Origin of the sequence: Brevibacterium sp. 91QC2O2 (assembly GCF_024580695.1) — a bacterium.
GTDB classification, from domain to species: Bacteria; Actinomycetota; Actinomycetes; order Actinomycetales; family Brevibacteriaceae; genus Brevibacterium; species Brevibacterium moorei.
Window position 1 is genome coordinate 151,073 of record NZ_JANIJY010000001.1, and the last position, 22,422, is coordinate 173,494.

The 22,422-nt window shown below is 66.5% G+C and carries 25 protein-coding genes and 1 tRNA gene; 16 read left to right on the top strand and 10 right to left on the bottom strand.

Going from position 1 to position 22,422, the window contains the following annotated elements; all coding sequences use genetic code 11:
- The first annotated feature begins 58 nt into the window (after positions 1-58).
- From NQ036_RS00730 to NQ036_RS00750, 5 genes are all read left to right on the top strand, one after another.
- Positions 59-1,351 (top strand): acetyl-CoA C-acetyltransferase, encoded by a 1,293-nt coding sequence (locus NQ036_RS00730; RefSeq protein WP_257046665.1) that lies wholly within the window; start codon positions 59-61, stop codon positions 1,349-1,351.
- Between the two features lie 17 nt (positions 1,352-1,368).
- Positions 1,369-2,745 (top strand): 3-oxoacyl-ACP reductase, encoded by a 1,377-nt coding sequence (locus NQ036_RS00735; RefSeq protein ID WP_257046664.1) that lies wholly within the window; start codon positions 1,369-1,371, stop codon positions 2,743-2,745.
- Positions 2,746-2,755: 10 nt separating this feature from the next.
- On the top strand, positions 2,756-3,697 hold the full coding sequence (locus NQ036_RS00740; RefSeq protein ID WP_257056851.1) for a MaoC/PaaZ C-terminal domain-containing protein: 942 nt from the start codon (positions 2,756-2,758) through the stop codon (positions 3,695-3,697).
- Between the two features lie 76 nt (positions 3,698-3,773).
- Positions 3,774-3,861: transfer RNA gene (locus NQ036_RS00745), tRNA-Leu, on the top strand.
- A gap of 298 nt (positions 3,862-4,159) precedes the next feature.
- Positions 4,160-4,717 (top strand): hypothetical protein, encoded by a 558-nt coding sequence (locus tag NQ036_RS00750; RefSeq protein WP_257046662.1) that lies wholly within the window; start codon positions 4,160-4,162, stop codon positions 4,715-4,717.
- A 61-nt stretch (positions 4,718-4,778) separates the two neighbouring features.
- Here the strand turns inward: NQ036_RS00750 and NQ036_RS00755 are convergent, their stop codons facing one another.
- The 3 genes from NQ036_RS00755 to NQ036_RS00765 form a co-directional block, all read right to left on the bottom strand.
- Positions 4,779-5,351: a GNAT family N-acetyltransferase gene (locus NQ036_RS00755; protein WP_257046661.1), complete on the bottom strand. Its 573-nt coding sequence runs from the start codon at positions 5,349-5,351 to the stop codon at positions 4,779-4,781.
- Between the two features lie 97 nt (positions 5,352-5,448).
- Entirely contained in the window at positions 5,449-6,165 is a 717-nt protein-coding gene (locus NQ036_RS00760; protein WP_257046660.1) for an ASCH domain-containing protein, read from the bottom strand.
- Between the two features lie 93 nt (positions 6,166-6,258).
- Positions 6,259-6,459, bottom strand: a complete 201-nt coding sequence (locus tag NQ036_RS00765) for a hypothetical protein (protein ID WP_257046659.1) — start codon at positions 6,457-6,459, stop codon at positions 6,259-6,261.
- Positions 6,460-6,761: 302 nt separating this feature from the next.
- On the opposite strand from NQ036_RS00765, the gene NQ036_RS00770 reads away from it, so the two are divergent.
- Together NQ036_RS00770 and NQ036_RS00775 are read left to right on the top strand one after the other, a co-directional pair.
- On the top strand, positions 6,762-7,448 hold the full coding sequence (locus tag NQ036_RS00770) for a hypothetical protein (protein ID WP_257046341.1): 687 nt from the start codon (positions 6,762-6,764) through the stop codon (positions 7,446-7,448).
- A gap of 93 nt (positions 7,449-7,541) precedes the next feature.
- Positions 7,542-8,873 carry a M20/M25/M40 family metallo-hydrolase gene (locus NQ036_RS00775; RefSeq protein WP_257046342.1) on the top strand — a complete coding sequence of 444 codons (1,332 nt, stop codon included), beginning with the start codon at positions 7,542-7,544 and terminating at the stop codon, positions 8,871-8,873.
- A 21-nt stretch (positions 8,874-8,894) separates the two neighbouring features.
- On the opposite strand, the gene NQ036_RS00780 is transcribed toward NQ036_RS00775, so the two are convergent.
- On the bottom strand, positions 8,895-9,887 hold the full coding sequence (locus tag NQ036_RS00780; RefSeq protein ID WP_257046343.1) for a DMT family transporter: 993 nt from the start codon (positions 9,885-9,887) through the stop codon (positions 8,895-8,897).
- Complete coding sequence (locus NQ036_RS00785; protein WP_257046344.1) at positions 9,884-10,087, bottom strand: DUF5703 family protein; 204 nt, start codon at positions 10,085-10,087, stop codon at positions 9,884-9,886. The genes NQ036_RS00780 and NQ036_RS00785 overlap by 4 nt, the downstream gene beginning before the upstream one ends.
- Before the next feature lie 88 nt (positions 10,088-10,175).
- Here NQ036_RS00785 and NQ036_RS00790 point away from each other — a divergent pair, with 88 nt between their 5' ends.
- The gene (locus NQ036_RS00790) at positions 10,176-10,808 is read left to right on the top strand and encodes a histidine phosphatase family protein (protein ID WP_257046345.1); all 633 of its coding nucleotides are present in this window, start codon (positions 10,176-10,178) and stop codon (positions 10,806-10,808) included.
- A 19-nt stretch (positions 10,809-10,827) separates the two neighbouring features.
- On the opposite strand, the gene NQ036_RS00795 is transcribed toward NQ036_RS00790, so the two are convergent.
- Positions 10,828-11,652, bottom strand: a complete 825-nt coding sequence (locus NQ036_RS00795) for an undecaprenyl-diphosphate phosphatase (protein ID WP_257046639.1) — start codon at positions 11,650-11,652, stop codon at positions 10,828-10,830.
- 91 nt (positions 11,653-11,743) lie between these two features.
- Between NQ036_RS00795 and NQ036_RS00800 the strand changes: the two genes are divergently transcribed.
- The gene (locus NQ036_RS00800) at positions 11,744-12,676 is read left to right on the top strand and encodes an aldo/keto reductase (RefSeq protein ID WP_257046346.1); all 933 of its coding nucleotides are present in this window, start codon (positions 11,744-11,746) and stop codon (positions 12,674-12,676) included.
- Here the strand turns inward: NQ036_RS00800 and NQ036_RS00805 are convergent.
- The gene (locus NQ036_RS00805; protein WP_257046347.1) at positions 12,646-12,948 is read right to left on the bottom strand and encodes a hypothetical protein; all 303 of its coding nucleotides are present in this window, start codon (positions 12,946-12,948) and stop codon (positions 12,646-12,648) included. The genes NQ036_RS00800 and NQ036_RS00805 overlap by 31 nt on opposite strands.
- A 47-nt stretch (positions 12,949-12,995) precedes the next feature.
- On the opposite strand from NQ036_RS00805, the gene NQ036_RS00810 reads away from it, so the two are divergent.
- From NQ036_RS00810 to mshC, 3 genes are all read left to right on the top strand, one after another.
- Complete coding sequence (locus NQ036_RS00810) at positions 12,996-13,556, top strand: DUF3090 family protein (protein WP_257046348.1); 561 nt, start codon at positions 12,996-12,998, stop codon at positions 13,554-13,556.
- Positions 13,556-14,341 carry an SCO1664 family protein gene (locus NQ036_RS00815; RefSeq protein WP_257046349.1) on the top strand — a complete coding sequence of 262 codons (786 nt, stop codon included), beginning with the start codon at positions 13,556-13,558 and terminating at the stop codon, positions 14,339-14,341. The genes NQ036_RS00810 and NQ036_RS00815 overlap by 1 nt, the downstream gene beginning before the upstream one ends.
- A 65-nt stretch (positions 14,342-14,406) precedes the next feature.
- Complete coding sequence (gene mshC / locus NQ036_RS00820) at positions 14,407-15,651, top strand: cysteine--1-D-myo-inosityl 2-amino-2-deoxy-alpha-D-glucopyranoside ligase (RefSeq protein ID WP_257046350.1); 1,245 nt, start codon at positions 14,407-14,409, stop codon at positions 15,649-15,651.
- Positions 15,652-15,672: 21 nt separating this feature from the next.
- Here the strand turns inward: mshC and NQ036_RS00825 are convergent, their stop codons facing one another.
- Positions 15,673-16,488: a PAC2 family protein gene (locus tag NQ036_RS00825; protein WP_257056852.1), complete on the bottom strand. Its 816-nt coding sequence runs from the start codon at positions 16,486-16,488 to the stop codon at positions 15,673-15,675.
- Positions 16,489-16,522: 34 nt separating this feature from the next.
- On the opposite strand from NQ036_RS00825, the gene NQ036_RS00830 reads away from it, so the two are divergent.
- Entirely contained in the window at positions 16,523-17,176 is a 654-nt protein-coding gene (locus NQ036_RS00830) for an HAD family phosphatase (protein ID WP_257046352.1), read from the top strand.
- Between the two features lie 9 nt (positions 17,177-17,185).
- Here NQ036_RS00830 and NQ036_RS00835 read toward each other — a convergent pair whose 3' ends face one another.
- Positions 17,186-17,995: a PD-(D/E)XK nuclease family protein gene (locus NQ036_RS00835; protein WP_257046353.1), complete on the bottom strand. Its 810-nt coding sequence runs from the start codon at positions 17,993-17,995 to the stop codon at positions 17,186-17,188.
- Between the two features lie 45 nt (positions 17,996-18,040).
- Here NQ036_RS00835 and NQ036_RS00840 point away from each other — a divergent pair, with 45 nt between their 5' ends.
- The 3 genes from NQ036_RS00840 (at position 18,041) to arc (ending at position 22,016) form a co-directional block, all read left to right on the top strand.
- A complete protein-coding gene (locus NQ036_RS00840) occupies positions 18,041-19,213 on the top strand; it encodes a site-2 protease family protein (RefSeq protein ID WP_257046354.1) in 1,173 nt (390 codons plus the stop codon).
- An 81-nt stretch (positions 19,214-19,294) separates the two neighbouring features.
- Complete coding sequence (locus tag NQ036_RS00845; protein ID WP_257046355.1) at positions 19,295-20,332, top strand: tRNA (adenine-N1)-methyltransferase; 1,038 nt, start codon at positions 19,295-19,297, stop codon at positions 20,330-20,332.
- 1 nt (position 20,333) lies between these two features.
- Entirely contained in the window at positions 20,334-22,016 is a 1,683-nt protein-coding gene (gene arc / locus NQ036_RS00850; protein ID WP_257056853.1) for a proteasome ATPase, read from the top strand.
- A 21-nt stretch (positions 22,017-22,037) separates the two neighbouring features.
- On the opposite strand, the gene NQ036_RS00855 is transcribed toward arc, so the two are convergent.
- Positions 22,038-22,409 carry a DUF3054 domain-containing protein gene (locus tag NQ036_RS00855; protein ID WP_257046357.1) on the bottom strand — a complete coding sequence of 124 codons (372 nt, stop codon included), beginning with the start codon at positions 22,407-22,409 and terminating at the stop codon, positions 22,038-22,040.
- Positions 22,410-22,422: the final 13 nt, after the last annotated feature.

Genomic DNA, 22,422 nt, shown 5'->3' on the forward strand with positions numbered 1-22,422 from the left:
AGTAGCAGGTACTCTTGGTAACAGGTAAATTCTCCTGCCCACCGACAAGGAGCCCCGGATGACATCCCAGTCACCACGCCGCGCCGCCATCCTCGGCGGCAATCGCATCCCATTTGCCCGGTCGAACCGGGAATACTCCCACGCCTCGAATCAGGACATGTTCACCTCGGCCATCGACGGGCTGGTGGCCCGGTACGGCTTGGCCGGGCGGGAACTGGGGGAAGTGGCAGGCGGTGCCGTGCTCAAACACTCCCGCGACTTCAACCTGACCCGCGAAACCGTTCTGGGCTCGGCCCTGGCGTCCACCACTCCGGCCTTCGATCTGGGCCAGGCCTGCGCTACCGGGCTCGAGGCAGTGGTGACCATCTCCCAGAAGATCCGCCTCGGACAGATCGACTCCGGTATCGCAGGGGGAGTCGACTCCGCCTCGGATGCGCCCCTGGCCGTGGGTGAACACGCCAGGGGAATCCTGCTGGAGGCGATGCGGTCGAAGACCCTGGCCGGACGCGTCAAGGCACTGAGCCGTCTGCGGCCCAGCGATCTGGCGCCGGCTGCTCCGAGTACGGGGGAGCCGCGCACCGGACTGTCCATGGGCGAACACCAGGCGCGCACAACCGCCGACTGGGCGATCTCCCGGCAGGCACAGGACGATCTGGCCCTGGCCTCGCACCGGAACCTGGCCGCGGCCTGGGATGCGGGCTTCTTCGACGACCTGGTCACCCCGTATCTGGGGGTGGTCCGCGACACCAATCTGCGCCCCGATTCCACCCCGGAATCGCTGGCCGGCCTGCGTCCGGTCTTCGGCACCTCCCTGAATACGGCCGCGACGATGACGGCGGGCAATTCGACACCCCTGACCGACGGCGCCTCTGCCGTGCTGTTGGGCAGTGAGGATTGGGCTCAGTCCCAGGGACTATCGCCCCTGGCCTATCTGGTCGATGCGCAGGCGGCCGCCGTGGACTTCGTCACCGGAGACGAGGGCCTGCTGATGGCCCCGGCCTACGCCGTCCCCAGACTGCTCGAGCGCAACGGTCTGAGCTTCGAGGATATCGACGTCTTCGAGATCCACGAGGCCTTCGCCTCCACCGTGCTGTGTCACCTGGCCGCCTGGGAATCCGAGGAGTTCTGCCGCGAGCGGCTGGGCCTGCCCGGTGCCCTGGGACCGATCGACCGGGACCGGCTCAACCCGCTGGGCTCCTCCCTGGCCGCCGGCCATCCCTTCGCGGCGACGGGCGGGCGGATCATCGCGACCACGGCGAAGTACCTGCACGCCACGGGCAAGCGCCGCGCACTGGTATCGATCTGCGCGGCTGGCGGTCAGGGCCTCGCGGCGATCGTGGAAGCGGCATGAGAGGGCAGGGGAAGACGATGGGAAAACGGAATACGACGGGTGATGCGTACCTGGACCTGGTCAACGGACCGTTGAAACTGCTGGCCAAACAGTTGGGCCTGCCCCGGCCGGTCCCGCTGCGCCGCTTCGGCGAATCGGGCTCGGAGCCGGCTTTCCAGGACGGACCCGTGCTGATCCTCGGGCGCGCGGACCCGGCGGATGCGGTTGCGGGCCTCGTGCTCGAGGCCGGATTCGCAGTCCACCGGCACCGGGACCCCTCCGCCCGCTACCAGGGCATCATCGCGGTGCTCGCCGGGGCCGAGGACGTCGATGAGCTGGCCGAGCCCGCCCTGACGATCGGCGCTGCGCTGCGGTCTTTGCGGCCCTGCTCGCGCATCATCACGATCTCCGATGCGACGGACTCCGTCCTGCACGATCCTGCCAGGGCCGCGACCGCGCAGGCGGTGCTCGGACTGACCCGGTCCCTGGGCCAGGAGATGCGGGCCGGGACCACGGCCAACGGCATCCTGCTGAACGAGGCGCCCATCACCGCGCCCTCCGTCGCCTCGACTCTGGCCTTCCTGCTGTCAGCCAAGTCCGCCTACATCGACGGGCAGTTCCTCACCGTCGACTCCACGTCCGGTCGGGCAGTCGGGACCGTGGAGATGGCAGGGCTCGGTGCGGCGGGGCCGCTGGCCGGCCGGACCGCAGTGGTCACGGGTGCCGCTCGCGGGATCGGCGCCGCCATCGCACGGGTGCTCTCACGCGACGGTGCCACGGTCTACGGGGTGGACATCCCGGCCGCGGGCCAGGCCCTTGCCGCGACCATGAACGAGGTGTCGGGAGTCGCGATTCAACTCGATATCACGGCACCGTACGCGGGCGCGCGCATTGTGGAGGCCGTCGGAGCGCCCATCGACGTCCTCATCAACAATGCGGGAATCACCCGCGATCGGATGCTGGCGAATATGGAGCCGGCGGGTTGGGAATCCGTTCTGGCGGTCAACCTCAAGGCGGAACTGGCCCTGGATCGATCCCTGAACGAGTTGGAGGCCTGGGGCGAGCATCCGCATGTTGTCGCACTGGCCTCGACCTCGGGAATCGCGGGCAATAAGGGGCAGACGAACTATGCCGCGGCCAAGGCCGGGGTGATCGGCCTGACCCGTGCTGCTGCGGCCGAATTCGCTGCCAGGGGCGGGACCATCAACGCCGTGGCCCCCGGCTTCATCGAAACGGAGATGACGGCGAAGATGCCGCCGCTGCGCCGCCAGGTGGCCCGGCGCGTGTCCAGCCTGCAGCAGGGCGGGCTACCACTGGACGTGGCCGAGGCCGTCGCCTTCCTCGCCTCCGAGCACGCAGGTGGAATCAACGGGCAGACCCTACGGGTCTGCGGACAGAACATCGTGGGGGCCTGAGATGGGACGGATGAGCACCTATGCGAAGGCGGCGGCCTCGGCCCTGCCCAAGCCCGGCCGGGCACGGCCGGATGCGCAGGCGCTGTTGGCCGTGCCGGCCGTCGAGGCGAGGGTCGGAGTCGACCGTGACCGGCTGGCGGCCTTCGTCCACGCGGTGCATGGCACTCTGCGGACCGAGGCCTCGGCCGGTTACCTGCACACCCTGGGCTTCCTGCCCGCGATGGAGCTGATGACGAGCCCGGGATTCGGCCTGCCGGTGATGGGCATGGTGCATGTGCACAACAGCTTCGTCCAATACCGGCCGGTGGTCGTCGGCGATGAGCTCGACCTGCGTGTGGAAGTCACCGCGGTGGAGCCCCATAAGAGGGGCACAACCGTGGGCATCACCGTCACCGCCTGCCATCGCGGCCGGGCCGAGCCTGCATTTCGAGACACCTCGACCTATCTGGCCCGCGGCCGCTTCCTGTCGGGCGGACCGGATCCGGAGGACACTGCTGTGGGGGAGTCCGCGCGCCGCACCCTGCCCTTCGATCCGGCGGTCACGCCGCAGGCCCTGTGGCGCCTCGACACCTCGGTCACCCGGGACTATGCGCGTGTCTCCGATGACATCAATCCGATCCATCTGAGCACCCCGGCGGCGAAGGCCTTCGGATTCCCCGCGCGGATCGCCCATGGCATGTACTCGGCCAGCCGTGCCCTCGCAGTAATCGACCCGCATGTGTCGTACTTCATATGGGAGGTTTCCTTCGCCGGGCCCATCGTCCTGCCGGCCACGGTGACGCTGGCGTACTCGAATGCCGAGGCTCCGGTCGGGGCATTGAGAGAGGACGGACCTGTCGATGACGATGCCGAATTCCGCGGGATTTCGCGGCAGAAGACGGTTTTCCAGGTGTTCGACGCCAAGCGGGGCAAGCCCCATGTGTTGGGCTCCGTAACGTTCCCGCAGGACTGATTCGACGGCTCTGCGCAGGATGGCCGCGCGATTTTGCAAACCCCCACAGTCCGTGTAATGTATTCCTTGTTGCCCGGCGCGGGTGGCGGAATAGGTAGACGCGCTAGCTTGAGGTGCTAGTGCCCAATATATCGGGCGTGGGGGTTCAAGTCCCCCTCCGCGCACAGTTGTCCTGAGTCGCAACAAGGACAGCAGGAAGGCCCCGGAGTTTTCACTCCGGGGCCTTCCTGCTGTCCGAACCCATACCGTGAAGTGGGCAGTTGACTTTCAGCGGGATGGGGCAATCTTCGCCTTCGACGCTACCACTGTGATCACGCGGCGGCCGGCGCGGGAGAGTGAGAGGCCCTCGTCTGGCGGCGTGATCGGCTACTACTATGGACAAGGAGAATCGGCTTAGTACGCTGACTGGATTCTCTGCCGGGGTGTCGACGATGGCCTCGCAGAAACGTGGAGGAGAGCATCTTGTTGGTAGCGCGCGGTGGAGACATCCTCACCTACGAAACCAGCACATCTCGGGTTCTCGCCTCGGTCGTGGTGACCATTGTGCTGGTCGTCTTCAACGCCATATTCCTGATGGCCTACCGCCGTTCTCCCGACACCCGGCGCAAATCACTGGTGACAGGGCTCAGCTGGTTGACAGTGGGGGCGGTCTTCATCGGACTCGTATGCATTTCCGGAAGGCCGCTGCCCGTAATCGACGAAGAAGCCGCGGAGGCCAAGCTTGTGAAGAAGTTTGGCATCTACGACGTCAGGCTCGTGAACAACGACTTCGACCCCGAGGCCGCGATCGGTGATGAACCGACGGACGATTCGCCCGAATTCATCGGAAAACTGGGAGTGAGATGCGATGACACCGGCCAGGCGAATCCCGGCGATTATTCCGATGCATTTGATTACATGCAAGTGCAGTTTCGGGCGTCGTTCGCCGATAACGGCAATGGGATCACGAACATCACGATCATTGAACCGGCCGGTTTGAAACCCGAGGACATCGCCTGGGGGCACTCGCCCGGACGCTGACACCGACGTATCCCGCGTTGACCACTCCTACACGCAGCGCGGCCCTGCCTCACGTGAGTGATCAATCCTGGGGGAGTCCCGTCGTGCGGTGCCGGCTGTCCCCCGCGAGGATTCCGTAGATAAGAGTGTCGGTCCATTCGCCCTTGCTCCACCAGTCCTGTCGCAGATGGGCTTCGTGTTCCATGCCGAGGTTGCGGGCGAGCTTGGCCGAGGCGGTGTTGCGCCCGTCCATCTGCGCGGTGACGCGATGCACCCGAAAGTGTTCGAATGCGAGATCGAGCACGGCCGCTACGGCCTCGGTCGCAAGTCCCTGACCGCCGAAATCCGTATCGAGCACCCAGCCGATTTCACAGACCCGGTGTTCTCGGTCGGTGAACCACAGCTGTACATCGCCGACCAGCCGGCCGGCGTGCTCGATGACGAGGGCGAGCGCCCCGGTCTCACCGTCCAGGTCGGTTTTCGGTACACGCTCCGCGGTCTTGACGATGGCGTCCTGAGGTGTCCACGGTTCGTCCAAGAGGAACCGCGCGACCTCGGGACGACAATAGACAATCCGGAGCGCGTCGGCGTCGTCGGTGCGGTGGACGCGGAGTATGAGACGCTCGGTGCGCAGTGGGAGGAAGCTCGGTTTCATCCCGGCCCAGCATACTCAATTCGTGAACAGGACTTCGTGACACGGGCTGCTGCCCGACAAACAGGGAAGCATGTGAGGGCCTGGGCGGTTTTAAGCGCTAGTCGCCGTCGAGTGCGAACGTCACGATATCTACCGGATCGGTCGTTCCGAGGCCCGGATAGTGACTCTCCAGGGCCGTATGAAGGTCTTCGAGGCAGGTGAAACCATCTTTTATCGCGATGTCCTCGGTCGCCTCGTCGCGGGCGATCGTGCGGACATCGGTGATGGTAGCGGGGATGACGACGACCTCACCGTCTTCTTTCTCAAAGACGAGCTCTGCGGAACCCGGTCTGAATGGGTCGTCGATTCGGATGGTCTGCGTTTTGGAGCCCGATCTGATGGGACCCTCGTACCCTTCCCACATATAGAGCTTCTGCGGTTGGTCGACGGCACGCCAATCGTAGGCCAGGGGCAGCAGCTCTGCGGCGGTGCGCGTAGTGAGCCCGTTCGCATCACGTACGACGAAACGTATTCTCGGATCCATGTCGAAGATGACCTGGCGGCACTTTCCGCACGGGGATATGACGTCACCTGTGGAGCCGTAGACTGCTGTGACCGCGACGATCGGGTCCGTGGGCACAGACGAAGCGTGATTGGACAGCGCGGCGATTTCCCCGCATGGCCCGCCCAGGAAGTGATAGGTGTTGAGCCCGAGAACGACCTGGCCGGAAGCGGTGAGCAGACCGGCCGCAACTGTATGATCGTAGTCGTCGTTCCAGCGCGCGGCATGTTCGCCGGTGAGTCGGACCAAGTGTCGCAGTTCATCACTGATCATTCGATTCACTTTACGGCACGGGCTTTCCTCTCAGGGATCCGGCAGAAGTCTTGATCGGTACCTGTGTAGTACCCGGTTGAGCAGTCCGGCTGGTCAGTCGACGTCGACGGTCCGCACGAGGATCAGAGCGATACTCACGCAGACCGAGGCCAGCGGTCCGACAAGCCCACCGAGCGCCGACACCGCGAGGATCAAGCCGTATCCCGCCTCGTCCACACCAAGTTGCCGCTGGGTGAAAACGACGAGGATCGAAAACGGGAGCATATTGCCGATGGTGGCGATGGCTCCGCTCACGGCCAGCCCTCCGTCGCCTCGATCGTGCGTGAGCCGGACTGCACCAGTTGTGACTTACCTCGAGATCGAGGTGCGCGCCGCAGAGTCTACGGTCGAGGCCGTGACGGGACCGGCGGAGCGGTCCAGGCGATCATCCGCCCACACGCCGATCGGGATTCAACGAGTAAGCGCACGAGCGCGTACAACGTCGACAGTCCGGCGACCCAGCGTGGGTCATCGGTGAGGGAAGTGGCTGTGTGTGTGGGGGGGGAGGGAGATAATCGAGACGAATGCCAATCCGTCTCCGCGATAGGCTCGAGCACATGGAAACCACGTCCTCCTCTGCCCAAGCGCCGCACAATGGCCATTCCCTCACTGAAATAGCGCTTCACTTCCTCTACGACCGGATTCGTCCGGACACTGCACCCAACGGAGCCGTCGCCGTTGACAGCGTCCGCCGGGCCCCGGCCAACACCGATTCCGCAGACGGCCCCACAGAGGAACTGGCCGCCAGGTTGGCTGCGCAGGAGATCACCGTCGACCCTGCCGGAATCCTCGCCCGCGCCGCAGCGGGCCGAGCCGCGGCCGCGGTACCCGGAGCCGCTGTGATGAGTGTGCAGGCCTACGACCGAGCCAGGACGCACTGGCTGGGGGAGGTCGGCGCACAGGCGGCGGCGGGGGAGCGGGCCTGGCCGCCCACCTCGCAGACGGTGATGAAGCACTTGGGCGCCGGGCGCTGGAATCCGGCACTGGCGGCGGCCGGACTGCCCACGGCCAGCACCGGCCGGCCCGCCGGCGCCACCCGCTTCTCCGCTGCGGACTACGACGGGCTGATGGTCCGGTACGCGCAAGAGGACCCCGCCGGTTCCTTCACCGCCTTCAGTACCTGGCTGTCGGCCCTGCGTAGCGGCGGTGGGAATCTGCCGTCGCCGGCGGCGGTGCGCCGCCATTATGGTTCATGGTCGGCCGCCAGGGCCGCTGGGGGCGGCGCCCCCGCGTCCGAACACTGACATCGGAGGCGCTCTGACGAGGAACGATGGATAGGATGTGAGGACCGACACGCAGGGAGGAGCTTCCGCCTGCACCCGATGAAAGGACCATCCATGACAGGATCCGCGGACGCCGCGCAGACCGACTTCACCCAGGCCGCCGCCGAGGTCACAGCGATTGCGCAGGACCTCATCCGCTTCGATACCCAGAACTGGGGCGATGGGAAGGCGAACCCGGACCTCCCCGCAGCCGAGTACATCAAGGGCAAGTTCGACGAAGTGGGCCTCGAATCGACCATCTACACCTCCGGTGAGGGTCGCGCGAACCTACTGGCCCGGATCCCCGGACGCAACCCCGAACGCGGCGCCCTCGTCGTCCACGGCCACACCGACGTCGTTCCAGCAGACGCCTCGGAATGGAGCGTCGACCCCTTCGGCGGGATCATCAAGGACGGTCTGCTGTGGGGCCGTGGTGCGGTCGATATGAAGGACATGGACGCGATGATCATCGCGTCCGTCCGCCACCTGGTGCGCCAGGGCGTCCAGCCCGACCGCGACCTCGTCATCGCGTTCTTCGCCGACGAGGAGGCCGGGTCCGCCTTCGGTGCGAAGTTCATGGTCGACAACCACGCCGGCCTGTTCACCGGCGCCACCGATGCGGTCTCGGAGGTGGGCGGCTACTCAGTGGACATCCGCGGGCAGCGGGCCTACCTCGTGCAGACGGCGGAGAAGGGCCTGCTGTGGCTCAAACTCACGGCCCGCGGTTCGGCCGGGCACGGCTCCCAGGTCAACCGCGACAACCCGATCACCAAACTGGCCCAGGCGGTCGCCCGGATCGGCGAACACGAATGGCCGCAGGAAATCCCGATCGCCACCCAGCAGCTGCTGCGCGGGGTGTCCGATATGACCGGCATCGAGTTCGCGGCGGAGAACTATGGGGCCCTGCTCGATGAGCTGGGCAGTGTGCAGAAGTTCGTCGGGGCGACCTTCAACAACATCTCCAACCCGACCCTGCTCAGCGGTGGCTACAAGCACAATGTCATCCCGGGTGAGGCGAGCGCCCTGATCGACTGCCGGCCGCTGCCCGGGCGCACCGAGGACATGATGCTCACCATCAAGGAACTGGCCGGCCCCGATGTCGAGGTCGACACCCTGATCGAGGGCGTGGCGCTGGAGACGCCGTTCACCGGCCGCACTGTCGACGCGATGGTCTCCTCCCTGCAGGCCGAGGACCCCGGTGCCACTGTGCTGCCCTATGCGCTCTCCGGGGGAACGGACAACAAGCAGCTCAGCCGTCTGGGCATCACCGGCTACGGCTTCGCGCCACTGCAGCTGACGCCCGATCTGGACTTCCCCGCCATGTTCCACGGAGTCGACGAGCGGGTCCCGGTCGCAGCACTCGAATTCGGCACTAGGGTGCTGGGCCGGTTCATGCTCGACTCCTGAACTCGTCGCGGGCGGACGAGGCTAGACCTCCACCCTGGTCCGCCCGCCCGGCTTCCGGCCGGGCAGGGCGGCGATCAGGGCGCCGATGACGACGATGAGCATGGCCAGTAGGTTCAACGGCGCCAGAGCATGCGCGGCATTGCCGGTGAAGACATCGATCAACAACGACCCGACAAGGTTGCCCAGCAGTGTCGACATGCTCAGCATCAGCACGCCCAGCCGGGTCACTGCGGCAGTGGACACGCCGATGAAGATCACGCCCAGCGCACCGCCGGTGAACATCCACCAATCGCCAGGCAGGGCAACCTCCCAGCGCAGCGGCGTGACCAGCCCGGCGACGACACCGGAGCACAGGAGCAGGAACAGCGTTCCGACGAGGAAGTTCGTCGTGGTCGCGGCGACCGCGGACCGTGTCGCGTTCTTGATCCGGCCGTTGAAGGCCTGTTGGAACCCGGTGAGGATGCCGGAGACCACGGGCAGCAGGGGCGCCCACCAGGCGATCCCTCCTGTCAGACTGCCCACGGAGGACACGATGACACCCGCGATGACGATGACGACGCCCAGGATCCGGGTCGTGGACAGGGGCTTGCGTCCACCCGGCGGCAGGTTCGTGTTGTCCACGATGAGAGCGCCCAACAGCTGACCGGACAGGAACGACAGGGTGAACACCGCGACCCCGAAGATCGGCACCGTCAACGATTGGGAGATGACGATCGTGGAACCGGCGATACCGCCGGTGAGCATCCACCAGGGGATCCGGCCCGACTTGATCAGGGAGATCTCGCGGACCGCCGCACGCCGTGACCCCGGAATCACGAGCACGATGACGATCATGATGATCAGTCCGGTCGCGAAGGAACTGGTGGCGGAGAAGATTCCATGACCGAGCACTCCGGCCAGAGCGCCATTGGCCTTGCCCTGGCCTGCCATGCCGATACCGGCGCCCACTGCCAGCAGAGCGGTCGAGGCGAAGGCCAGATTGCCCGCCGACTGGGCGGTGCGGGTCCCGGTCATGCGGTGCGCTGCATTCGAATGATCCTGCGCTTGAGCACTACGGTTCTGGCCCCGCCGAAGTGGATGAGGGTCCGAGCGAGTTCCCATTTGCCGTACTCGGTGGCCTCACTGACCTCGCGGTAGGCCACCGACTTGGGGGTGTGGGGTTGGAACCGCACAGTGCGGTACTCGTATTCGATATCGGCCCTGGTGCGCTGCATGCGCGCTCCTTTCGTCTGCCAAGGTGCTCAGTCGCGCCCTGTGCGTCACTGTATCAACGGGGCATCGGGTTGACGGTACGCTAGGGGAATGGCCCAGATCATATTCGTGCGCCACGGCGAGTCCAGCGCGAATGTCGACAAGGTACTCGCCGGCCGTACTCCCGGAGTCCACCTGAGCTCCCGCGGGGTCGAACAGGTCACCGCTCTGCGCGAGGCCATCTCCGCCATCGCGCCGCAGCGGATAGTCCGATCGAGCGTATTGCGCTGTCGTGAGACCGCCGAACTCCTGTTCCCGGATCGCCACCGGGCGATTGCGATCCATCGGGCCTTCGACGAGGTCGATTACGGCCAGTGGTCGGGCCGCCGGCTCGCCGACTTGGGACGGCTGTCGGCCTGGGCCGAACTGGTGGCGCATCCCGGCTCCGTCGAGTTCCCGGGAGGAGAGTCCCTGGCCGAGGCCTATGCCAGAGCCCGCAGGGGTGTGGCCGAACTGCTCGACGGAGCGGGCGAAAGCGAGCGCATCGTCGTCGTGACACACGGCGACATCGTCAAATTCGCCCTGCTGGACGCACTGGGCCTGGGCCTGGGCGGGCTGCACCGGCTGACGGTGGCGACCGGGACCTTCAGCCTCGTCGACTACACACGGCCGGACGCCCCGATGGTCTGTGCCGTCTCCGCCGCCGGTCCCGCACAGCGGGCCCGCGGCACCCTGGGCGGGTAGCGGGGCCCGCCGCGGTCGCTCAGGCGTGGAGCAGGCCCGTGCCCAACAGGATGTAGAGCACAATGCCCAGTGCGATCCGGTACCACACGAAGGGCGCGAACGACTTCGTGGAGACGAACTTGAGGAAGCCCACGATCACGGCGTAGCCGACGCCGAAGGCGATTACGGTGGCCAGGGCGGTGGGGCCCCAGCCCAGGGTCATCGGCTCGTCCACGGCCTTGGCCGCGGAATAGAGCCCCGAGAGGAAGACCGCGGGCATCGCCAGCAGGAACGAATACCTGGCCGCGGCTTCACGGGTGAAGCCCATCAGGCGCCCGGCCATGATCGTTCCGCCAGAGCGCGAGACCCCGGGGATCAGCGCCAGCGCCTGTGCCAGACCGTATCCCACGCCCTGCTTCCACGTCATCTGATCCAGGGTGAGGTCCCGCCGTCCCAGCCGGTCGGCTATACCCAGGATGATGCCGAAGACGATGAGCATGGTCGCGGTGATCCACAGGCTGCGCAGGGTCGAGGTGATCGCATCTTCGAACAGCAGTCCCAAGACGCCGATGGGAATGGAGCCGATGATGACCCACCAGCCCAAACGGACCTCGGGGTCCTTTCTGTCCCACTTGCCCACCAGTGCCATACACCACTTCGAGATGATGCCGACGATGTCGTTCCAGAAGTAGACGAGCACGGCCGCCTCTGTGCCCAACTGGATGATGGCGGTGAAGAAGGATCCCGGTTCGCGGCCCGGCATGAGGAATTCCCCGACGATCGACAGATGGGCCGAGGAGGAGATCGGCAGGAACTCGGTGAGTCCCTGCACAATGCCCATGATCGCGGCGATGAGCCAGTCCAGCATGCAAAACCTTTCAGAGTGGTCGGCCGCCGGGCCCGTGCCGACGGTCGATTGAATACCCTAGACAGGTTATCCGGTAGTCTCATGGGATATGGAGCGAAATCGCGTTGGCAACTCGGGTTTAGAGGTATCTTCCGTCACTCTGGGTGCCTTCGAATTCGGCCGCCGGGTCGACGGGGAAACCGCTTCCCGACTACTCGAGGACTATGCCGAGGCCGGGGGGACTCTGGTGGAACTGCCGTCCTTCGCCGGTCCCGCCGCAGATGTCCTTGGTACCGCTGGGATCCCCGATTCGGTATCGGTCGCCGCACGGGTGGGGATCGTCGGGTCGGGGGAGAACGCGCATGTCAATGCGGGCAGAGCCACTCTGCTCGCCCAGACCAGGTCCCTGCTCCAACGGTTGGGCCGTGACCGGATCGATTTGCTGGTCCTCGACGGCTTCGACTACGACACTCCATTGGACGAGACCGCAGCCGCGGTCGACCAGCTATTGAGAAGCGGCCAGGTCGTCCACGTGGCTGCCGCCTACCTCACCGGTTGGCAGCTGGCCACGCTGCGCGGAGCCGGCATCGACGTGGTGGCGGCCTGCAATGAACACTCTCTGTTGGCCCGCGAGGTCGAACAGACGGTCTTCCCCGCAGCGGATTATCTGGGAGTCGGCATTCTGGCCGGTGCGGGGCTGGGCCGAGGGCTGCTCACCGGCCGCTACCAGGGTCAGTCCACCGCCGGCACCCGCAAGGAGACGAGCGCCGCGGACTACGTCGACGAACTCGACACCGAGGCATCGCGGGCGGTGATCAGTGGAGTACTCAAAGCCGCCAGCGCCCTGGGGACATCCGCGGTGGACGTGGTGATGGCCTGGAACCGGCTGCAGCCGCAGGCCAGCACGATCGTAGCGCCCCGAACTCCGGAGCAGTTGGCCGAGGTCATCGACTCGCAGTTGGTCCTGGCTCCGGAGATTCTGGAGGCACTCGATCAGATCTCCGACCCCGTCTACCGATCCTCTTCCTCGACGTCTGCATAGTCATCGTCGTCCAACTCATCGTCGAAGTCATCTGAGTCCGAGTCCTCGGCATCCTCTTTGGCATCCTCGATGTCGTCGTAGAGCTCGAAGGGCGTGACTTCGTCGAACGCGGTGAAGATCGCATCGTCGTAGTCGTCGAAGGCGTCTGCCAAGGCGGTGTAGGCGGCGCGCACGTTCTCGTCGGTCGAGCCGCTGCGGTGCGCCGCAGCCTGGAAATGGGCTCGGACGGCGGAAAGGAATTCTTCGAGGGCGACCTCAGGCTCTACGCTCATGGCGTCATTCTAACCGTGCACGCAGTGACAGGCGATAGGCTTGGACCATGGCTTCTCAGGTTTTCGAGCATTCCAACCCCGACCGCTTCATCGTGGGTACCGTCGGACTTCCTGGGGACCGTACCTTTTACCTCCAGGCCAAGTCCGAGTCGCGCGTGACGACGGTGAAACTGGAGAAGGAACAGGTCGAAATGCTCTCGGAGCGGATGGCCGAACTGCTCGACATGGTCCGGGCCAAGACCTTGGCCGTAGACGAGATCCCCGCGACGGCGCTGCCCCGTCATTACGACAATGCCGGACTCTCGATGCCCGTCGACCCGGAATTCAGGGTGGGGACGATGAGTCTGGGTTGGGACACGGGACTCTCCCGACTCCTGGTCGAATGCTATGAACTCTCTCAGGCCGATGCCGAATCCGGTATCACCGCGGATCCCGATGACGATGAACGGGCCGTCTTCAAAGTCGTCCTGTCCGGCGCCCAGGCCCGCGAATTCTCCCGGAGGGCGGATCAGGTGGTGGGCGCCGGTCGGGAGGACTGCCCCTTCTGTTCGTTGCCGCTGGACCCCGGCGGACATCTGTGCCCACGGGCCAATGGAGTGGCACGCTGATGACGCCGGCCGAACTCCTGGACCACGGCCGGGTCGAGGTGTTCGGAGAGATTCCGGGAGCCAGCAATGCTACCTACATGGTCAGTGTCGAGGCCGACGGGTCGATCGCCCGTGCCGTCCTCAAGCCCCGTGCCGGAGCCCGGCCCCTGCACGACTTCGATGTGGAGACCCTGCCCGCCAGGGAAGTCGCGGCCTTCGAACTCTCACGGTTCCTCGGCCTGGACTGTGTGCCGCCCACCGTGCTGCGTGAGGATTTGGGGGAACTCTCAGGTTCACTCCAGGCCTATGTCAGCGCCTCCGGCGGGCAGGAGGTCGATGTGTATGAAGCGGGTAGGGTCCCGGCCGATGTGCTGCCGGTCTTCCGCGCCCAGGGCGATGACGGCTCCGAACTCGTCATCGCCCACACTCCCGCGGTCAGGCGGATCGCGTTGCTCGACCTGCTCATGGGAAACGCCGATCGCAAGGGCGGCCACGTGCTCACCGGCAGCTGGGACCCACAGCACCGTGCGCCCGGAGTCTACGGGATCGACAATGGGCTGAGCCTGGCCACCGGCGACCGGTTGCGGACCCTGCTCTGGGGCTTCGCAGGGGAGCCGCTGACCGTCGATGAGGTCGAGGTGCTGCGGGCTGCCGCCGATGTCGGTGCCGTCGCCCACGTCCTCGGTCCGCTGCTCACCGCGGACGAGGTCTCGCAGGTCGCCGTGCGCGCCACCGCACTGCTGCGCGCGGGGGAGTATCCCGATCCGCCGACTGACCGCTATCCGCTGCCCTGGCCTCCGTTCTAGCGGCCGGGGGCCGGGATTGGCGCCGGTGGCTTCAAAAAGCCATGACGATATGTATGCTTGGTCGGGTGAGATCATGGTCGAAACCTAGTATTCCCGTCCTGCCCACCCGGGGCCCGGCCCCCACCGCGTACAGCACCTCGGCCCGCGGTCCCGTCACCATCACCGGTGACGGCGCGCCCCGCCTGTACGTCTGCGGGATCACCCCCTACGATGCGACACACATGGGGCACGCTGCGACCTACGTCGCCTTCGACACCCTGGTCCGCGTCTGGCGCGACGCAGGGTTCGATGTGACCTATGTGCAGAACACCACGGATATCGACGACCCCCTGTTGGAACGTGCCGACGACACCGGCGTCGACTGGCGTGCGCTGGCCGATGAACAGATCGAGCTCTTCCGCACCGATATGGAGGCACTGCGGGTGATCCCGCCGGCGCACTACATCGGCGCCGTCGAATCGATCCCCGATGTCGTGGCCGCGGTGGAAGACCTCGTGGCCAAGGGCGCCGCCTACAGCCTGGACAACGGCGATGTGTACTACCGGGTCGACACCGAGGTGCGCCCGCCGTTCGGCTCCGAGAGCCACCTGGACCACGCGCAGATGATGCGGTTCTTCGCAGAACGCGGCGGCGATCCCGAAACTCCGGGCAAGGAGAACCCCCTGGACGCTCTGCTGTGGCGCTCCGCTCGGCCCGGAGAACCCAGCTGGCCGGGTGCCTCGTTGGGCGAGGGCCGACCGGGCTGGCACATCGAATGCGCTGTGATCGCCGGCAAGTACGCGGGATTCCCCCTGACCGTGCAGGGCGGGGGATCCGATCTGATCTTCCCCCACCACGAAATGTGTGCGGCCCATGCCACGGCCCTGACGGGCACACCCTTCGCCGAGGCCTATATGCACACGGGAATGGTCGGACTCGACGGGGAGAAGATGTCGAAGTCCAAGGGCAACCTGGTCCTCGTCTCCTGCCTGCGGGCCCAGGGCGTCGACCCCGCCGCGATCCGTCTGGCCATCCTCGCCCACCACTACCGGTGCGATTGGTTCTGGGACGAGCCCCTGCTGGCCAGCGCCCAGGACAGGTTGGATCAGTGGCGCGCGGCCGCGCGCTCGAATGTTCCGGTCGCCGCGGGCGAGGTGCTGGCCGATCTGCGCGCCGCCCTGGCCGATGATCTGGACACCCCGAGCGCGCTGGGCGTCATCGACGAGTGGGCTGCGGCCCGCGGCGATGGATCGTCGCCGGCTGCGGCCGACCAGCTGGAGATCGTCCAGGCCGTGGACGCCCTGCTGGGCATCGACCTGCTCGCGGACTGAGCAGGAGGGGCCCTGGCCCCGCTATTCGCGGCGGCGCAGGTATCGTTCGATCTCGCGGGCGATCGCCTCGCCGGTGGCCTCCGGTAGATCTGCGGCGTCCACCTGTGACTCCAATTCCTCGACCAGGCCCGCCAGATCCGCGTCATCGGCGACCAGCGCATCGACCCCGGCCAGCCAGGCCTCGGCCTCTACGTGGATCTCACGATGGTCGACCAGCAGCCCGGTCAAGTCCTCGAACACTCCCAGCAGTGCCAACAGCGCCTTGGGATTCGGGGCCGCCAGTGCATAGTCGGGCGCCAGCACCCAGGCATTGACCGGTTCGCACCCGGAGGCGGCCAGCAGCGGCTGGACGAAGCCCATGAAGCCGGTGGGGCCCTCGTACTCCTCCGCGACGACCGCCTCCCCGTGCGCGGCGGGATCCTCGCTGGTCAGGGTCACCGGCAGCGGCCGGGTATGGGGAACCTCGGCGGCCAGTGCGCCCAGGGACACCACCCGATCACCGGTGGAGACTAAGTCGAGGAATTCCGTGGCGAACCTGGACCAGTGCAACTGCGGTTCAGGACCGAGTACGACCCTGATCGGATTGCCGCCGCCGGGCACCGTGCCGTCGAAGCACTGCAGGGACGGCATCCGGATGACGGGACCGGCGGGGGTGCGCTCGATCAGCGGACGGGCGCAGGTCAGATCATAGAATTCCTCCCCGGCGAGTTCGGGCCCCGGGGACAGGTTCCACTGTTCGATGAGGTGGCGGGCCAGATCGGAGGCCGCATTGGCGGCGTCCGTCCAACCCTCGAGGGCGATGACGACCAGGCGCTGCCCGGCTGACAGATACGACATGCCTCCAGGCTACCCGCGCACTAGGGTGGAGGGTGTGAAACTCAAAGCAGTCCTGTGGGACATGGATGGCACCCTGGTCGACACCGAACCGTACTGGATCACAGCCGAGACCGCGCTGATGGCGCAATACGGCCTGCAGTGGACCGCGGCAGACGGCCGGCAGCTGATCGGCAATGCACTGAACGTCTCGGCCGATGCGCTGCGCGCCGCCGGCCTGCCGCTTGGCACGGCGGAGACCGTCGAACGGCTGCTGGACCGAGTGGGGGAGCAGGTCGTCGAACACACCCCGTTCCGTCCCGGTGCGCTCGAACTGTTGCGCGATCTGGTCGCAAGCGGTGTGCCGACCGCCATGGTGACCATGTCGTACCGTCGGCTCGCCGAGGTGGTCGCCCGGCAGACGCCCACCGGCGCCCTGGACACACTCATCACCGGCGACGAGGTCAGCGCCGGCAAGCCCGATCCGGCGCCCTATCTACAGGCGGCCGCCACCCTCGGATTGGAGCCGGCCGAATGCATCGCCCTGGAGGATTCGGTGACCGGTCTGACATCCGCGGCGGCGGCGGGCACCCGGGCCATCGGCGTGCGCAATCTGGAAGACCTGAGCGGTGTGCCGGGGGCCACCCTCATCGACACCCTGCAGGGCATCGATGCCGCGCAGTTGGCGGGACTGGTCGGCCTGGACCTGTGAGCCGCGGGCTCAGCGCCCGGCGATCGCGGTGATTTCCGGGGCGGCGGGCGCCTCATTGCCCCAGGCCGGGCACAGGGGTTTGAAATGGCACCATCCGCACAACGGCGAGGTGCGGGTGCGCCACACCCCGGTTTCGGCCGACCGGGAAATGTCCTCCCACAGGCCCAGGATCTGGTGTTCAGTGCGTTCGACGTCGGCCAGGACCGGTCGCATCGCCTTGATGGACCGCGATCCCAAGTACATCAGCTGCAGGGTATGGACCAGCACACCGTCCGTACGGTAGCGCAACAGGGCGTAGAAGCGCATCTGGAATTCCGCCTCCCTGCTGTACTGCGGCTTGGGCTGCTTGCCGGTCTTGTAGTCGACCAGCCGGATCTGCCCACCGGGGGCCACATCGATCCGGTCGATGAAGCCGCGCAGCTTCAGCCCGTTGTCCAGAGTCACGGAGACGAACTTCTCCCGTTCCGCCGGCTCCAGCCTGTCCGGCAGCTCCAGTGCGAAGTAACTGCGCAGCAGCTGTGCCGATTCGTCGAACAGCCGGTCGCGGGCGACCTCATCGGGGAAGAGTTCGGCAACGTCCTCCTTGTCCCGGGCAAGGTCGTCGAACCGGGGCACGATGAGACCGCGCGCTGCGTCGAGGGTGCGCTCCGGCGCCGGTAGATCGTAGAGGTGCTCGAGCACCGCGTGTACCAGGGTGCCCTTGAACGCGGCGGCCGACGGCGGTTCCGGCAGCCGATCGACGGTGCGGAAGCGGAACTTCAGAGGGCACTGCAGGAAATCGTTCGCACGCGAGGGGGAAAGAGCATTGAGTTCGGCCATGGCACCCATCTTAGGAGCGAGCACGGACACGGTAGGATTGGGGCGATGTCGTCTCAATCCAAGCGCAAGCCCTTCATCGGCTCCTCTACCGGCCTGACCCTGGGCAGGGTGTTGGGCGCCCCGGTGATCCTGTCCTGGTCGTGGTTCATCGCGGCCGCGGTCATCACCATCCTCTTCACCCCCTTCGTGCGCACCATGAGCGGTGGCGACCTGCGGATGAGCGCCTGGGTCATCGCATTCTGCTATGCGGTCCTGCTGTTCTTCTCCGTCTTCCTGCACGAACTTGCCCACGGTGTGGCCGGTCGGCTCTACGGGCAGCGCGTCGCCGCATTCGAACTGAACATCTGGGGCGGCTTCACGAAGTTCGAACCCAAGGTGGAGGAGGACCAGCGGAAATCCGCGACCACGAACTTCGTGGTCTCCATCGTCGGGCCCATCGTCAACATCGTGCTGGCCCTCGTCGGTTGGCTGCTGCTGCGGATCGTCCCGGACGGATCGATCGCCTGGCTGCTGTTGGTCGCCCTGGTGTTCGCGAACCTGGCTCTGGGCGTGATGAACCTGTTCCCCGGCATCCCCTTAGACGGTGGTTGGGCCCTGCAGGCCCTGATCTGGCGGGCCACGAACAGCCAGTACAAGGGCACGATCGTCGCCAGCTGGATCGGCAGGGGGATCGCGGTGGCCCTCATTGTCGTCTCCGTCGTCGTGCCGATGGCCGCCGGTCAGCGGCCCGACTACGTCACGATCATCTCCACCACGGCGATCGCACTCATGCTGTGGTTCTCCGCGGGCGACGCCGCGACTCACGCGAAGCGGGCGCGCAAGATGGAGAACTACGACCTCGACCAGGTGATCCAGCCGGCGATCGCCGCCACCTGGGACTCCGAGGTGGCGCACGCCCTGGCAGTCGCGAACAGCATGGGCGCTGCAGGGGACCAGACGCTCATCATCGTGCTCAACGAACGCGGCCTGCCGTATGGGATCGTCGACCGCCATGCGGTCGCCGGGCTCAACGAGGAAGTCGCGCAAACCAGCCTCATCCACGAGTTCGCCCGCCCCCTGGGCGGCTGGGTCGGGGTGCCGCATGAAATCACGGCACCCCACCTTCTGGAGTCCCTGACCCATCGGCCCAAGGCGGAGTTCTGCCTGGTGATGGAGGGTTCGACGCTGACCGGACTGATCGATCTGCAGGAGTTCTTCGATGAACTGATGGCCGTGTGACCCGCGCCGGGTGATCGCATCGCGGACATTCCGCCCACCGATGGGGAGGGCGGGCCCTATTCGTAATAGGCTTGAAGCACAATGACTGCGATGACGACGACCGGTGCGAACGACCGGCGAGGCCCATTCCGCCCCGGCGACAAGGTACAGCTGACCGATCCCAAGGGCCGGATGCACACCCTGGTGCTGGCACCGGGACACATCTTCCACACCGCCAAGGGACAGTTGGCCCACGATCTGCTGATCGGGGCCGAGCAGGGCACCGTGGTGGAGAATTCGGCCGGAGTGTCCTATCAGGCACTGCGGCCCACGCTCGAGGACTTCATCCTCTCGATGCCCCGCGGCGCGGCTGTCATCTACCCCAAGGACGCCGCCCTCATCGTGACGCTGGGCGATATCTTCCCCGGTGCCACCGTGGTCGAGGCGGGTCTGGGCTCCGGCGCCCTGACCCTGAGCCTGCTGCGGGCGGTGGGCGACACCGGCCGGGTGCACTCCTTCGAACGCCGCGAGGAATTCGCCGCCATCGCCGCGGGCAATATCCGCGATTTCTTCGGAGGCGACCATCCCGCATGGTCCTACACCCTGGGTGATCTGTCCGAGGAGCTACCGGGGCAGTTCGCCCCCGGCACGGTCGACCGCGTGGTCCTGGACATGCTGACCCCGTGGGAGTGCCTGCCGGAAGTCGCCACTGCCCTGGCACCCGGCGGCGTCTTCATCGGCTACGTCGCGACCGTCCCCCAGCTGTCCCGACTGCGCGAGGCGATCGCGGCCTCCGGACAGTTCACCGAATCCCGCGCCCTGGAGTCCATGGTCCGCGATTGGCACCTCGAGGGCCTGGCGGTGCGTCCGGAGCACCGGATGATCGGCCACTCCGGCTTCCTCCTGTTCGCCCGCCGCCTGGCTCCAGGCGGCAGCCCCCTGGAACGGGTGAAGCGGCCGCAGGCCGCGACCCCGAAGGAAGCCGATCGGGCCGCCTGGCAGGATCCGGAAGTCACGCCAGAGGCAGTGGGTGAACGCATCGCCACGCCCAAGAAACTGCGCAGGGTCGCGCGGGAAGTCGATCGGCGCGCGCAGTTCCTGGATACGGACACAGCTCAGAGTACATCCGAGGAGGAATGAGATGAGCACGGAAGAAGAGCTCGGCCGCCTGCGCAAGGATTCCGCATCCCTGCGCCAGCAGCTGTTCAATGCCGGCAAGCGCAATGAGGCCCTGACGAAGACCCTGCGCACGGCCAGGGAGGAACTCACCCGGATCAAGTCCGAGGCCGAGCGTCTGACGGAGCCGCCGAACTCGTTCGCCACAGTGGTGGGCGTGGTGACCGGCGAGGACGCGATCCCCACCGTCGACATCCTCTATGCGGGCCGGCAGATGCGTGTGGCCATTTCCCCCGAACTCGACTTCTCCCGGCTGGTCCCCGGTATCACCGTTCGTCTGTCGGAGGGCCTGGTGGCCCTGGACGTCGCCGATTACAACCGGGTCGGCACCGTCGTCACGGTGCGCGAGCTGGTGGGCGAGGACAGGATCCTGGTCGGGGCCCCGGGGGATGATGAGCAGATCTACACGCTGGCACAGCCGCTGTTGGACTCCGGCCTGCGCGCCGGTACCGCGGTGTTGGTGGACACCAGAACCCATTACGCCTATGAACTGGTGGAGAAGCCGGAGGTCCAGTCGCTCCTGCTCGAACACGTCCCCGACATCTCGTATACGGACATCGGCGGGCTGCATGCGCAGATCGGCGAGATCCAGGACGCGGTGGAACTGCCCTTCGAGCACCCGGAGCTGTACCGCGAACACGGGCTCAAGCCGCCCAAGGGCATTCTGCTCTACGGCCCTCCCGGCTGTGGCAAGACCCTCATCGCGAAGGCCGTCGCGAACTCCCTGGCCGCCCGGCGGCAGGCCGACCCGGAAGCCGCAGGCCGCCGTCCGCGCTCCTACTTCCTCAACATCAAGGGCCCGGAGCTGCTGGACAAATACGTTGGCGAAACCGAACGCCAGCTACGGCTGATCTTCGCCCGCGCCAGGGAGAAGGCCACCGCCGGGTCCCCGGTCGTGGTGTTCTTCGACGAGATGGAGTCGCTGTTCCGCACCCGCGGCACCGGCAAGTCCTCGGACGTGGAGACCACGATCGTCCCGCAGCTGCTGGCCGAGATCGACGGTGTCGAACGGCTCGACAACGTCATCGTGATCGGTGCGTCCAACCGTGAGGATCTGATCGATCCCGCGATCCTGCGCCCCGGTCGGCTGGATGTCAAGATCCGCATCGAGCGTCCGGACCGCGCGGCGGCCAAGGAGATCTTCGGGATCTACCTCAACGCCGAACTGCCACTGCACCCGTCGGTGCTCGAGGGCACCACGGACAGGCAGCAGGCGGTCGATCGGCTGATCGATCACTGCACCGAGCGGATGTACGAGCGCACGCCGGAGAACGAATTCGTCCGCGTGACATACGCGACCGGACGCTCGGAGACCATGTACTTCGCAGACTTCACCTCCGGGGCGATGATCGCCAATATCATCGACCGGGCCAAGAAGTATGCGATCAAGGACGCTCTGACCACAGGCGTCAAGGGTCTGTCCGCCGCTCACTTCGATGCGGCCATCGCCGAGGAGTTCTCCGAGCACGAGGACCTGCCCAATGAGACCAACCCCGATGAGTGGGCGCGGATCTCCGGTAAGAAGGGCGAACGGATCACGAACCTGACGATGCTGGCACGAGACCGCCGGGAGATCGCCGCGGCCTCGGCTGCTGCTGCGACGGTTCCCCCGGCGGTGACGGCCAGGCCGGACGACAGCCTGCTCTGATCGCCGGCCGGCCATGACCGGTCAGCCGCGGCGGGCGATCAGCGTGGCGATCGCCCGCCACCCGACCAGGGTCACGAAATTCATGCTCGCGGCTACAACCATGAAGGATCCCGCGTTCGTCTCACCGATGAAGAAACGGATGAGCAGACCGCCCAGTACGGTCACCGCCCAGACGCCGGTGCCCACGGCCAGAGGCGCGGTGGGTTGGCGCCAGGCCGCGGTCAGCAGCCAGGCGGCGGCCAGCGCCGCGGCGAAGGGCCACGCGGTGTGCACGACCTCGAGGGGGACCAGGGAATGATGGTGGGTGTAGTGCCCGATCACCGTGAACAGGACGACGAGCACAAGGTCGGCGATGAGAGCCGGGGCGACATGGGAATTCTTCTTAGGCGACACCGTTACAGTTTAG